Below are 12,615 nucleotides of genomic sequence, written 5' to 3' on the forward strand. Positions count from 1 at the left end.
TCCTGCTTGGCTACAGCTTGCAACAGCAAGGCATGAGCATATGAGAAACCGTGCCTTAGTTACCGCTGCCCATAGCAGTAAGGCCTGCCCAGGGGCGTGCGGAGATGCATTTGGCTCCGCACATGAGGACACCTGTGAAACACCGTACCATTCTTCTCCTGGCAGCCAGCCTTGCGAGCGGCGCCATCGCATCGACCGCTCTGCGCGCGCAAGGCGCTGCTCCCGAACCAATGCCGTTGCCCGAGCTGATGGGCCATGTGATGCAGCGCAACGCCTATCAGCTGTGGGGGTGGACTGCCGTCACGATTGATGAGACCGGTGAGCATTCAGGTGCGCCCAAGACGGACGAGGAGTGGGAAGATGCGGAAAGTGATGCACTGACGCTGCGTCAGCTTGCCGTCGTGCTGCGCGGCGCGCCCTACCGACAGGAAGACCCGCGCTGGGACAAGCTTGCGGGCGATCTGGAAGCTGCCGCTACAGCAAGTGCGCAGGCCGCCGAGCGCAAGGATCTTGCTGGCCTTACTGCAGCCGGGGAGGCGATCAACGCACGCTGCGTGTCCTGCCACTGGGCTTTCGCCCCGGCTCTCGAGGAAGCACCCCCTCCTGTTCCGGTGTCATAAATCGAAACGCAATTCCGCAAGCAGGCGTCGGCCCGCCGAATAGAGGAATGCACCGTTCGACGAGACCTGCCAGCCATAGTCGTCGAACACGTTGGCCAGCTGCAACCGCAGCAGGCCGCGGGTCGACCCGACCGAGAAGCGATAGCGCATCCCCAGATCGAGCATCTCTCGCGGTGGGGCGTAGAGGCTGTTGGAAGGATTGCCGACGCGCGCCGAGAGGCTTTCGAAGGCAAGATCGAAGGACAGCGGGCTCCTGCCCTCGTTGAACCGCCAGTCGACGTTGGCGATCGAGCGGCGGCGGATCGTGCCGACCGGGCGCGCACCGATCCGGCCCTCGTTCACCAGTTCGCCGCTGATGCGCGAATCGATCAGGACATTGCCCAGCACCACCGAAAGACCGGGGCGCAGCGTTCCGGTCAACGACATCTCCACGCCTCGGTTCGAAGACGAGCCCAGATCACGATAGAGCAGCTGATCGTCGAGATTGTAGTAGGGCTTGCTGATCTCGAACACGCCTGCCACGAGGCTGAGGTTCTTCGTGACGGCATAGCGCAAGCCAAGGTCGGTCTGGCGGGTGCGGATTGCCGGCGGCACCGCGCCGCGATTGGTGGCATTCTGCGGCGCGACGGACACTTCCTCGAATCCGCGTACATGCCCGCCATAAAGCGACAGTGACGGACTGATCGTATAGCTTGCGGTCAGACTGCCGGTAACGGGCCGGTCGCGGTTGGAGGTGATCAGCCCCGCGCTGACGAAGCGGATCGTCTTGCTGTAGCGCGATCCGGCAATCGCCGCGTCAACCAGGAAGCGGCCGGGCTGCGTCAGCGAATAGGACAGACCCAGCGTGCCTTGCGAGGAATCGTCTGTGTCATCCACGCCGAGCGCAATCGCCGGCTTCGGCCGCTCGTCAGCGAAGTTCAGGCTGCTGGGGCCGAGCGAAATGCGCTGTACCCCGCCAAACCGGCGGTCGCCGGTCCGCCCGCGAAAGCTGAAGGTCAGCCGGTGGGCCAGCGGTCCGTCGGCGAAGGTGCGCACCACCCGCGCCTCGCCCGAAACCGTCAGATCGCGGTTGTTGCCATCGACGACCATGACCCGGTTGGCAACGGCACCATCGGGCCGCAGGTTGGCGAAGATGTCGGTGAAATTCGCATCGACGCGCCGCTCGGCGCGGAACAGCCCGGCTTCGATGCGCCAATCGCCCACCGGGAGCTTGGCCAGCGCGCCGTATATCTCATGGGCGTTGTCGCGGTCGCTCCAGCTCTGGCCGATCATCTCGCGGCGCTTGATCTGCGGCGGCAGGTAGTCTCCGCCGGGGAACAGCGCGGGCGCCGCTTCGTCGTCATAAGTGCGGGTGCGGCCCCAGAAGGCGATCACACTCGCACCCTGATAGGGCTTCCATGCCAGCCCGCCCGATGCGATCCACGACTTGAAGTTGCCACCCTCGTGGCGGTTCTGCCGCCGGACAGTCCCGCCAAGGTAGGCGCGCAGGTCACCGGCCAAGGCGAAATTGGCATCCACGCTGCCCAGCAACGAGCCGAACTGCGCCCGTTCCAGCCCAACGGTGAACTGGTCCGCATCGCCCGAAGCCGAAAGCTCGAAGTCGACGATGCCGGTCGGCGCGGGGAACGGGTAGCCCTGCGCGGCAATGCCGACGCGTACGCGGCTGCCGCGCGTCAGGCGGTTGGGCAGGCGGTCGACCGGGGCGAAGTAGAGCCCCTCGATCCGCGCATTGCCGGCATCGACCGGGTTGAAGCCGCGCACGTCGTCGGTACCGTAGAGCCCCACCCGCTCGTTCCCGACCGACTGGCCGAACGCGTCGTTTGCGTTGGTGATGACGTTGTCGTCGACGCGCTGAGCCCGGGCCTCTCCAGAAAGGGCAGCACTGACCACCATCGACGCGAGGACGAGCCCCAGACTGTCGTTGCTCCGGTAAGTGCCTCGTTTTCCCTGCATCCCGCCCCCTCAGGCCCCGCAGTTTGAGCGCTTAGCCAAGCTGCGCCACGCGCGTTAGGAACGGAGAGATGGCCGGAGAACGAACGCTTCGCCACATCCTTGTTCCATAATGTCGCAAAGGGTTGCGGGAATTGCCGCTATGGGCGGCTGGACATGCTTGTTTTCGGTTCAGCAATATTGCATCAGCCCGGATCACCGGGGCCGTGCAACCTCCCGGTCAAGCGCAGCGTGCGCCCAAGCGTTGCTTCATTGCACGGTCGCAAGGCCGTGATGGAGCATGCCTTGAAGCCTTTTTCCCGCGCAGTGCCGTTCGCGCTTCCCGTTCTCCTCGCCTTCTCGGCCCAGGCCCGCGCCGAAGCGCCGCGCCTCCAGTCGCTGCTCGGCAATCCGGAAAACGTGACGGTCACCGGTTCGGTCCGCCTGCGCTACGAGACCCTGACGGGGCAGGCACGCGTGAACCTTCCGCCAACTGACCGGCAGATCGCGCTGCGCTCGACCATAGCGGTGGAGTACAAGGCCGCACCACACCTGCGGATCGGGGCTGAAATGTTCGACAGCCGTGCATGGCTCGGCAGGCCCGGCAGCTCGGTCAGCGCCAATGACGTCAACACGCTTGAATTCGTCCAGGGTTATGTCGCCGTCGATCTGGCTCCATCAAAGGGCACCAAGGTCACGCTCGAAGCCGGGCGCTTCGTCCTCAACCTCGGCTCGCGCCGCCTCATTGCCGCAGATGATTATCGCAACACGACCAACGGCTACACCGGCCTGCGCGCCGACCTGAAGACGCGCGACGGCACAAGTGCCACGCTGATCTACACGCTGCCCCAGATCCGCAAGCCTGACGACCAGGCCTCGGTTCTGGCCAACCGGTACGGGCTGGACAAGGAAAGCTTCGACCTGCGCCTGTGGGGCGGCCTCGTCTGGCGGCCGAAGACGGTGTTCGGGGCAACTACGGAAGCATCCTATGTCCGCCTGCAGGAACGTGACAGCCCGACGCGCGCCACGCGCGACCGGGACCTGCATACGATAGCTGCCCGCCTGATCCGCGAACCAAAGGCGGGAAAGGGCGATTTCGAGATCGAGGGCGCATGGCAGTTTGGCGACATCAGCGAGACGACGCGCCCCGGCGCACGCACGCTCGACGTCGATGCCTGGTTCATCCACGCCGATGCCGGATACACCTTCCCCGGCCCTGCCCGCCTGCGCCTTTCGATCGAGTATGACCGCGCGAGCGGCGATGGTCCCGGCCGGTCCTATGGCCGGTTCGATACGCTGTTCGGCATGCGCCGCGCGGATTTCAGTCCTGCCGGCGTGCTCGCGGCCATCGGTCGCAGCAACATCGACAGCCCCGGCGTTCGCGCCGAAGTGGCGCCGGGCAAGCGGCTTGATGCCTTCGTCTCCTACCGCCCGATGTGGCTTGCCGAAAAGACCGACAGCTTCGCTTCCACGGGAGTGCGCGACGCCTCCGGCAAGTCCGGCCGCTTTGCCGGACATCAGCTGGAAGGACGTGCCCGCTATTGGCTCATCCCATCCTTCCTGCGCGGCGAGATCAACGCCTTCTGGCTGGCCAAAGGCCGGTTCCTGACAAGTGCCCCGAATGCCCCGCGTACGTCCGACACGACTTACGTCAGCACGGCCATCATCGCGACGTTTTGAAAATTGGTCCTGCTGCCGCTATTGCCAGCCGGTCGCTCTGGAACGAACCGAACCATCGCGGGCGAGCACCGGGTTTTCTACTTCGATCGCCTCGCGCCCGGGTTTCCCGCCCAGCAGCTCATATGAAGGCAGATCGTCAGGATTCTTGAAGCACGATGAATTACCGCCACTCCTTTCATGCCGGCAATAGCGCCGATGTCGTCAAGCACAGCCTGCTGATTGCCCTTGTGCAGGCCTTGCAGCACAAACCCGGCCCACTCACTTTCATCGACACACACGCCGGTTGCGGGCTTTATGACCTTGGCGGCGAAGATGCCATACGCACGGGCGAGGCTACTCAGGGCGTGCTGCGGGCATTGGACCACCCGAACCGCTTGCTTGACGACTATCGCACCGCCGTCCACGCGTTGAATGTCGGGGGCAAATGCCAGTTCTATCCCGGCTCGCCGCAGATACTGGCGCAGCTTCTGCGCCCTCAGGATTTGCTCATCCTGAATGAGAAACATCCTAAAGACGTCCAGAGGCTGCGCGGCGTGATGCGCGGCACGTCCGCTGCCGTGCACGAGCGCGACGCCTACGAGCTCTGGCTGGCCATGGTGCCGCCCCGAACGCCTCGCGGCGTGGTACTGGTCGACCCTCCGTACGAGCAGACGGACGAACGCGCGCGTATCACAACCACCCTTGCCACCGCATATCGCAAATGGGCGCATGGCGTGACGGTGATCTGGTATCCCCTGAAAGACCGCACCACGCATTCGCGGTGGAAGGAGCAGTTGCGCAAGCTCGGCATCCCGAAGATGCTGTGTGTGGAGCATTGGCTCTACGACAGCGATCAAACCGGCATCTACAACGGCGCGGGCCTGTTCATCGTCAATCCGCCCTACGCATTCACCCAGGCGCTGCCGCCACTGCTGGAAGCCCTGCGTGCCGCCTTGATGCCCGAGGGCCACAAGGGCGAGATTACAAATGGTTGGTTGAGCGATTGAGGAGAATTCCTCTCCGTCTGGCTGGCCGGGACAAAGCTGATTCTGGCCGCGTGCCCACATCGGCGCGCAACGCGGGGATTATGCTAGTGCACATTGATCGACGATAGACGCAGCGTTCGGCACGGCGAACAGTCGGGAACCCTATCGTTGCGTTGGATGGCTGGCGGAGGATGCGGGACCCCAATCCGAAGTTCTCTCACATCGGAACCCTTGGTTTTCCTGGGATTTGGCCAATTTTCTAATACCAGCGCCAACCATCACATGCCTATCTCGATATCGCCATCTTATCGGGACGGTAGCGCCAAAGGCCATTATGTCGAATGACTCCGCAGCTTTTCAGCCTTGCCCCTCCCTGAAAGCCTTGGCGATAGACTCTTCGAGCTGTAGACCTATGATCGAGCCAATGAAGAATCTAGCCATCCTTCGTCGTGCCGTTGCTTCTTGGGCATTTATGGGAATAATCGGCATTCCAGCGCTTGTTTTCTTTGATCCGTTCGGGGGATGGCGGTGGCAACCGTACAACCCAATTTACGATCAGATGATTGTTTCCATCTATTTTGCCATCGGATTAAGTGCGCTCCGTGCCATTCGCGACCCACTTCGACACTTAAGTTTCCTCTGGTTCATTGTATTTTCAAGTATCACACACGGCGTTGTAATGCTTGCCCACGCGATCACGCACCCAATGCACATGGGACATTTATTTGGAGATGTCTGGATATTAGCTGGCGGGGCAGCACTGGCCCTACCTCTGTGGCGTTTGAGGAAACACGAGCTATTGGACGAAGAGAATTTCGACCATGGTTAAATTGACGAGGTGCAACTAGATTTCGTTGACTCTAAGTCCCAGCCTTGCAGCAGTCCTTTTATGCCCCTGTCTGCTAGCACCAAGGCTTGAGCCCTAGTTAGTCGTCCATCGATTGCGAGCAGGCCGATCCCGTGAACTAGAGCCCAAATTGTATGAGCGTATTCAGCCTTGGCCTCAATCGAGAGTGCTTCTCCGAACCGCGTCTCAACCAATTCATTTAAAGAGGCCGCAGGCGCTTTCGCAGCTGCTTCCAGCTCGGGGTATTTGGACCTAGAGGCAACGGGGACACTCCCCATGAGGCGATATAAATTGGGGTTGTCGAGCACAAAGCTCACATAGGCACAACCGCCTTTACAAAGGCGTTCATCGGCCGTTTGATTGGATGAGGCTGAGGCCAACGCCGCCATTTTGCGCTGCTGTAGCCGGATAAAACCCTCGGCAGCGATTGCTGCGATCAGCCCGTCATGATTGCCGTAATGATGGTAAGGCGCCATTGGACTGACACCGGCATCGCGCGCCAGGCTGCGCAAACTAAGGCTGGACGCCCCTTGCGTTTCCAGGCGCTTTATCGCCGCCTGCAACAGGGCGGCCTTCAGTTCTCCATGATGATAGGATGATCGGGGCATAACGAGGTTGACGAGGGATACTCTGAAATCTATTCAGTGTAAACTTTACAATGTCTAGATAGTCCTGCCGCCAGCTTCAGTGAAAGGCCCGAGCGATGATTTCCAAACGCATTTTGATAACGGGAGCATCTCGCGGCCTTGGTCTTGAAATCGCACGCATTTGTGACCGTCAACTGGATGCGGACCTCATTTTGGCGGTCCGCAATCCAGACAGCATGATGGACTTGGCTGCTGAATTTCGTCGGCCACCGCAAATTGTCCAGTTGGACGTGGGCGAGATGGACGAGATATCGGAATTCTCTCGAGCGTGGTCAGGAAAACTCGACGTTTTGATTAATAATGCCGGACTGCAGATATCTGGGCCGGCCACATTTACTCGAGAAGGGATCGAAGAGACGATCGCCGTTAATCACCTCGGGCCTTTACATCTATCGCACTTGATGCTGCCACATCTGTCTGGCGGAACTGTCATGGGCATCGGCAGCGGAACACATAATCCACACAATCCAATGGCTCGGGCGTTCGGTTTTAGGGGCGGAAAGTTTTCTTCGATTAGCGAACTAGCGGCCGGCGCATCGATCTTTGGGCGGTCCGGGCCTCAGGATGGTATGGATCGCTATGCCACGAGCAAACTTCTCTCAATGGCGTCAACGGTTGAGCTGGCCCGGAGATTTCCAGACGTAGACTTTGTTAATCTCGATCCTGGAATGATGCCAGGGACTGGGCTGCTACGATCTGGACCGGCAGTAGCGAGATTGGCTTGGGCTACACTGCTAAGGGTGTTGGTTCCAATTCTGCCAGACACAAGTACACCAAAAAAATCAGCCAAAGCTGCTTTGGATATTCTCCGCGCAGATGATCGACATACGGGAAGCATCTACGATTTTAACGGCCGCCCTTCTCGGTTGGTCGCGCCGAACGTAAGAGATGCTAGTTTTGGGCAACGGGTCGTTGATGAATCTCTTGATTTCTTGGCTCGTTTTTAAAGTTCGTTACCCTGCCGCGCTGCAAGTTTGGACAGCTTGATGGAGACGTATTCACCTGTTCGGCGGCTTGCTCCATTTTGGCGCTGAGCCTTGCCAACCCATTGCCCAGTATCTCGCAAATCTCGGCTATGCGTTCCTCCGGTGTCATATCATCAGGATGAGGACCTCCGGGAGACCAAGCCCGATCCGGTTGCGGCTGATAGACATGCCGGTTGGCGAAGAGGTCCTTCACCAGCGAGGGCTTCTTTGAGAGGATCGCCAACAGGACTTGCGCGAGCCCGGTCGGTTCACGGCGGCCCTGTTCCCAATTGAGTAAAGTGCCTTTGGGCACCCCGATGCTCTGGGCGAACTCCAACTGGGATAATCCGGTTTTTGCTCGAAGAGCGGCGACATTTACCGGCGGGACTTTAACTCGGGATTGTCTACCAGCGCTGTTGCCAGAGCCGACATAAGTCACGGTTACCTTCAGCCCATCAAGGGCGCTTTTTCTCTTTGTCATGGGGCTGGCTAAGTTCGACGCCAAACTGCGTCAATGGCGCACACTTGGGCTGCAGGCTGGCGACAATGACAGCCAGCTCAGAAACCGTACCGAGCACAATTCAGTGGAGAGCTTTTTGGGGCTCAAAAATGGCGGATTTGCGACGTTTCGTTCTGAAGGTGCATTTTGTGGTTCGCAAGGATCACAATGGTAGGCATTCGAATTCGCGTTTTTTCGAATGATCAAATGGTTGTCAGGCTCTCGACTGGAACCAACCAAAAATCGGCCGAAACCATTGGAAATTAGCCATTTTTTAGAAAACTGAGACCTCTAACCGAGTTTGTATTTGGGCCCTATTTATCAAATGGCGGAGAGGGTGGGATTCGAACCCACGGTACGGTTACCCGTACACCGCATTTCGAGTGCGGCGCATTCGACCACTCTGCCACCTCTCCATGGTGCCAATGAGGGTGCCGCAAGGGCGTTCCCGGTCGAGGAAGCGCGCCGTTAGCGCATGGTGGCGGGCTTGCCAAGCGGAAAAGATGCCCCGCCGCATCCCTGTCCGCGTCCCCATCCGGCCACCCGCCGTCTTTCTTCGCTCCGCGCTTGTTTGCGCTGCAGCGAAGCCCTATATCGGCAGCCATGGACCGTGCGAGCTTCTATTCGCCTCAGGCCGGACGCGACATTTCGGCCCCCCCCGTTTCAACGGCTCGTTTTTCTATAGGCGATGTCGTGCGCCATCGCGTGTTCGGCTTTCGCGGCGTCGTTTTCGACATCGACCCTGTCTTCGCCAACAGCGAGGAATGGTACGAGTCGATCCCCGAAGACATCCGACCCTTGCGCGAACAGCCGTTCTATCACCTCCTCGCCGAGAACGACGAGAGCAGCTACGTCGCCTACGTCAGCCAGCAGAACCTTCAGGCCGATGCCGAAGCAGGCCCGGTCGAGCATCCCTCGCTTGACGAGATGTTCGAAGGCTTCCGCAACGGGCGCTACCGCCTGCGCCGCAGCCTCTCGCACTGAACCGGCGGGGGCAACGCCCCCAAAACCGCATCTCAGTTCTTCAGCTTCCAGCCCGAGCGCAGCAGCGCATAGAGCAGCGCACCGGCCGCGAGATTCAGAACGCCAAGTCCGATCGCGCCGTGCAGGACGGCCGTGTTGGTGTCGCCGATGTCGCTCTGACCAAGGAAGCCGAAGCGGAAGCCCGAGATCACGTAGAAGATCGGGTTCATCCGGCTCACCGCCTGGAACGCCGGTGCCAGATTGTCGATCACGTAGAACGTGCCCGACAGCATCGACAGCGGCGTGATCACGAAGTTCGTGACGGCCGCGTTGTGGTCGAACTTCTCCGCCCAGATCGACGTCAGCACACCCACGATCGCCAGGAGGATCGAACCCATCAGGCCGAACCAGACTACCGCCCAGGGATGCGCGATCTTGAGCGAGACGCCAGGCCAGAGCATCATCGCACCGGCCACGGCAAGGCCGACAAGCACGGCTCTCGTCACCGCAGCGCCAACCAGCGCGGCCATGAGCTCGCCCGTCGAAATCGGCGGCATCAGGTAGTCGACGATTGTTCCCTGGATCTTTCCGCCCAGCAGGCTGAAGCTCGAATTGGCGAAGGCATTGTTGATCATGCCCATCGCGATCAGCCCCGGCGCGACGAAGCTGGCGAAGTTGACGCCCAGCACCATGCGCCCGCCATTGGCTCCACCGCCCAGTGCCAGCGTGAATATCATCAGATAAAGCAGCGTCGTGACAGCCGGAGCCCAGATCGTCTGGGTCTGGACCTTGAAGAAACGGCGGACCTCCTTCATATAGAGGGTCCACAGCCCCAGCCTGTTGAAGCCACGGAACACCGGTTGTCCGGGCGGGGTGAAAGTTCCGGCGTTGCGGGTAGTCGCCCCGTCACGGGGTAGCGGTTGATTGGCCATGGCCATCGCGGTATCGCGCTGGCTCGCCATTGGCAAGGTTGCCGACCGGGCAGATTTTAACGGCCGACCTTTCGGCTTTGAAGGAAACGTGAAGGCATGAGCTGGACCGAAGAGCGGATCGAGAAGCTGACCAAGATGTGGGAGGGCGGGTCGACCGCCAGCCAGATCGCCGAAGAGCTCGGCGGGGTCAGCCGCAATGCGGTTATCGGCAAGGCTCACCGCCTCGGCCTCAAGGCACGTCCATCCCCGGTCAAGGCCAACGAGAAGCCCGATGCTGCAGCCGCGCCTGCGCCCAAGGTGGCCAAGCCCGCAGCGCCGCCGCCCGAACCCAAGATTGCTGCAGCACCTCGTCCAGCCGCGCCCGCAGCTCCGGTTACCCCTGCCCCGGCACCCCGCGCGGCAGCCCCTGCGCCTGCACCCGAAGCCAAGGCAGCAAGCGACGCACCGACGCCCGCACCCCAGCCGCGCATCGTTTCGGTCGGCCCCGGCGGATTCCTGCGCCAGGGTCCGGGCGATCAGCAGGCTCCGATCCCGCCCGCGCCGCCGCGCCGCCTCGTGCCAGCTCGGCCCAGCCCCGAAATCGCCGACAAGACCAGCCTACTCGATCTCAACGATCGCATCTGCCGCTGGCCGATGGGCCATCCGGGCGAACCGGATTTCCACTTCTGCGGCGAGAAGGTGAATCCCGGCTTCCCCTATTGCGTCGAGCATTGCGGCCGCGCCTATCAGGCACAGCTTCCGCGCGGCCATCGCCGCCCTCCGCCGCCGATGCCTTTCGGTGGTCCGCGCGTCCGCTGATCGAACTCAGGGCGAACCCTTAGCTCGCCATAACTGCAGCGCCGCGTGGTTAATGCCGCGCGGCGTTTGCCGTTCTGGAGAGCATGACACAAGATCCCTCGGCGCGCGGTTCGCGTTCGCGTCTGCTCCAATGGCTCGGCATTGCACCGGGCGAAGACAATGATGGAGCCCAAGGCAACGGCAATGCGGCTTCGGCCCCGGCAATCACCCCGCGCGAGATCTGGCTACCGGCCAAGCGACGCCTCCTGGGCAAGGTTGCCGATTTCCTGATCGATCATGACCTCGAAGTCATGCCCTGGACGCTGGAGGTCGCTTACGACTGCGTTACCGGCGCCAAGCCGAAGCTCGCGCAGATGATCCTCGAGCGGACCGAAGCTGGCAAACCCATCACCCTGCAATGGCTCGAAAATGTCCTGCACCAGGAAGAGGGCGACACCTCGGACCAGATCCTCGCCGCGCTGATGTCACGGCTGGAGGAAAGCCTTGAGGACTTCAGCAAGACCGCCAACTCTGCTCGAGACGCGACCAGCGCCTATGGCGCAGCGCTGCAACAGCATGTCGATGATCTCGAACAGGTAAGCCGCGCCGGAATCGTCATCACCGAACTTGCCGCCCTCGCCAAGGCGATGATCCATCGCACGCGCGAGATCGAGCTTGATCTGAACAAGTCCGAGGAGCGCACCAAGGCGCTGCAGAAGAACCTCGACGAAGCCCGCCGCATCGCCGACGAGGACCACCTCACCGGCTTGCCCAACCGGCGCGCATTCGAACTCCTGCTGGACCGCGAAACCGCCGCCGCGCGCGAGGCAGGCGACGAACTCAACGTCGCGTTCTGCGACATCGATCACTTCAAGCGGATCAACGACAGTCACGGCCATGCGGCAGGTGACCGAGTCCTCAAGACTGTGGCCGATACGCTTTCGCGCATTTCCGACTCGCGTTGCCACGTCGCCCGGCATGGTGGCGAAGAGTTCGCCGTGCTGTTCAGGGGCATGAGCCTGCCAAAAGCGTGGGAGCGTCTGGAATCCGCACGCGAGGAGATAGCCGAACGCCGCCTGATCAACCGCGCCACGGACATGCCGTTCGGTCGGGTGACATTCTCGGGTGGCATTGCCGACGTCTTTGCCTATGCCGCCCGAAGCGACGCCCTGCGCGCTGCGGACGAAGCGCTCTACGCCGCCAAGCAGGCAGGCAGGAACCAGATCTTCATTGCAGGCACACCCCCGCCGCCCATGGAGGACGCTGCCTGATATGGCAGCATCCGGGCATAGCGTTCAGCCGTACTGCGAGTTCTGGCTGCGCTGGAAGGCAAAGCGCGGAACGCGGCCTTCGATCATGCTCGACTTGAACACGACGCGCATCTCGTCGGCTCCTTCTTCGCGTGTACAGACCAGGCGCGTGCCACCCGAGGGCAGCACTTCAAGCGCACTGATGGCAACGCCGGCGGCTTCGCAACGGGCGCGGACCTTGGCTTCGGTAACGCTGAGGTTCATGGCACGGCTCATGCGAGGTACTCCTGTTCGGCCCCGGCGATGTGCCCGGCCTCTTTGACGGGATTGGTCCAGTCGAACGCTGCCGAGGCGCCTTGGCCAAGCTGGTAGGCGCTGATGGTTGCAGCACAGTCCTGCGCCATGCCGAGATGGCGCGCACGCACGCGCTCAGAGGTGCTGGCGGTGGCCCGCATCAGCAACATCTGGTGCTGCGAATAGAAATGGTTGAGGTCCACGAGCGGCTCCCACTGCGTAAGCGGGAGCGCGAAGGTCTCTCAGC

14 protein-coding genes and 1 tRNA gene are annotated in these 12,615 nt (G+C 61.5%); 8 read left to right on the top strand and 7 right to left on the bottom strand.

The window, feature by feature from the left end; genetic code table 11:
- Positions 1-134 precede the first annotated feature (134 nt).
- Positions 135-620 carry a hypothetical protein gene (locus ACZ1JW_RS00700; RefSeq protein ID WP_465141607.1) on the top strand — a complete coding sequence of 162 codons (486 nt, stop codon included), beginning with the start codon at positions 135-137 and terminating at the stop codon, positions 618-620.
- On the opposite strand, the gene ACZ1JW_RS00705 is transcribed toward ACZ1JW_RS00700, so the two are convergent.
- Positions 615-2,573 (bottom strand): TonB-dependent receptor domain-containing protein, encoded by a 1,959-nt coding sequence (locus tag ACZ1JW_RS00705; RefSeq protein ID WP_465125316.1) that lies wholly within the window; start codon positions 2,571-2,573, stop codon positions 615-617. The two genes, ACZ1JW_RS00700 and ACZ1JW_RS00705, sit on opposite strands and share 6 nt — an antisense overlap.
- Before the next feature lie 282 nt (positions 2,574-2,855).
- On the opposite strand from ACZ1JW_RS00705, the gene ACZ1JW_RS00710 reads away from it, so the two are divergent.
- The 3 genes from ACZ1JW_RS00710 (at position 2,856) to ACZ1JW_RS00720 (ending at position 6,023) form a co-directional block, all read left to right on the top strand.
- On the top strand, positions 2,856-4,229 hold the full coding sequence (locus ACZ1JW_RS00710; RefSeq protein ID WP_465141608.1) for an alginate export family protein: 1,374 nt from the start codon (positions 2,856-2,858) through the stop codon (positions 4,227-4,229).
- Between the two features lie 155 nt (positions 4,230-4,384).
- Positions 4,385-5,215, top strand: coding sequence for a 23S rRNA (adenine(2030)-N(6))-methyltransferase RlmJ (locus tag ACZ1JW_RS00715; RefSeq protein ID WP_465141609.1), 831 nt, complete (start codon positions 4,385-4,387; stop codon positions 5,213-5,215).
- 403 nt (positions 5,216-5,618) lie between these two features.
- Positions 5,619-6,023: a DUF6632 domain-containing protein gene (locus ACZ1JW_RS00720; RefSeq protein ID WP_465141610.1), complete on the top strand. Its 405-nt coding sequence runs from the start codon at positions 5,619-5,621 to the stop codon at positions 6,021-6,023.
- Here the strand turns inward: ACZ1JW_RS00720 and ACZ1JW_RS00725 are convergent.
- Complete coding sequence (locus ACZ1JW_RS00725) at positions 6,020-6,649, bottom strand: TetR/AcrR family transcriptional regulator (protein WP_465141611.1); 630 nt, start codon at positions 6,647-6,649, stop codon at positions 6,020-6,022. The genes ACZ1JW_RS00720 and ACZ1JW_RS00725 overlap by 4 nt on opposite strands.
- Positions 6,650-6,744: 95 nt before the next feature.
- Here ACZ1JW_RS00725 and ACZ1JW_RS00730 point away from each other — a divergent pair, with 95 nt between their 5' ends.
- The gene (locus tag ACZ1JW_RS00730; protein WP_465141612.1) at positions 6,745-7,635 is read left to right on the top strand and encodes an SDR family NAD(P)-dependent oxidoreductase; all 891 of its coding nucleotides are present in this window, start codon (positions 6,745-6,747) and stop codon (positions 7,633-7,635) included.
- On the opposite strand, the gene ACZ1JW_RS00735 is transcribed toward ACZ1JW_RS00730, so the two are convergent.
- Both ACZ1JW_RS00735 and ACZ1JW_RS00740 read right to left on the bottom strand, forming a co-directional pair.
- Complete coding sequence (locus ACZ1JW_RS00735; protein ID WP_465141613.1) at positions 7,580-8,134, bottom strand: helix-turn-helix domain-containing protein; 555 nt, start codon at positions 8,132-8,134, stop codon at positions 7,580-7,582. The two genes, ACZ1JW_RS00730 and ACZ1JW_RS00735, sit on opposite strands and share 56 nt — an antisense overlap.
- 344 nt (positions 8,135-8,478) lie before the next feature.
- A tRNA-Ser gene (locus tag ACZ1JW_RS00740) sits at positions 8,479-8,568 on the bottom strand.
- 187 nt (positions 8,569-8,755) lie between these two features.
- Between ACZ1JW_RS00740 and hspQ the strand changes: the two genes are divergently transcribed.
- The gene (gene hspQ, locus ACZ1JW_RS00745; RefSeq protein ID WP_144901742.1) at positions 8,756-9,136 is read left to right on the top strand and encodes a heat shock protein HspQ; all 381 of its coding nucleotides are present in this window, start codon (positions 8,756-8,758) and stop codon (positions 9,134-9,136) included.
- 32 nt (positions 9,137-9,168) lie between these two features.
- Here the strand turns inward: hspQ and ACZ1JW_RS00750 are convergent, their stop codons facing one another.
- Positions 9,169-10,047, bottom strand: coding sequence for an ABC transporter permease (locus ACZ1JW_RS00750; RefSeq protein ID WP_465126344.1), 879 nt, complete (start codon positions 10,045-10,047; stop codon positions 9,169-9,171).
- Positions 10,048-10,143: 96 nt separating this feature from the next.
- On the opposite strand from ACZ1JW_RS00750, the gene ACZ1JW_RS00755 reads away from it, so the two are divergent.
- Positions 10,144-10,845, top strand: a complete 702-nt coding sequence (locus ACZ1JW_RS00755; RefSeq protein WP_465125313.1) for a GcrA family cell cycle regulator — start codon at positions 10,144-10,146, stop codon at positions 10,843-10,845.
- A gap of 83 nt (positions 10,846-10,928) precedes the next feature.
- Positions 10,929-12,095, top strand: coding sequence for a GGDEF domain-containing protein (locus ACZ1JW_RS00760; protein WP_465141614.1), 1,167 nt, complete (start codon positions 10,929-10,931; stop codon positions 12,093-12,095).
- Between the two features lie 24 nt (positions 12,096-12,119).
- Here the strand turns inward: ACZ1JW_RS00760 and ACZ1JW_RS00765 are convergent, their stop codons facing one another.
- Both ACZ1JW_RS00765 and ACZ1JW_RS00770 read right to left on the bottom strand, forming a co-directional pair.
- Positions 12,120-12,350, bottom strand: a complete 231-nt coding sequence (locus ACZ1JW_RS00765; RefSeq protein ID WP_144901745.1) for a hypothetical protein — start codon at positions 12,348-12,350, stop codon at positions 12,120-12,122.
- Positions 12,347-12,571 carry a hypothetical protein gene (locus ACZ1JW_RS00770; protein WP_465125311.1) on the bottom strand — a complete coding sequence of 75 codons (225 nt, stop codon included), beginning with the start codon at positions 12,569-12,571 and terminating at the stop codon, positions 12,347-12,349. The genes ACZ1JW_RS00765 and ACZ1JW_RS00770 overlap by 4 nt, the downstream gene beginning before the upstream one ends.
- Between the last annotated feature and the right edge of the window lie 44 nt (positions 12,572-12,615).

This window comes from Novosphingobium sp. BL-A-28-Hi1-0D (genome assembly GCF_055521755.1).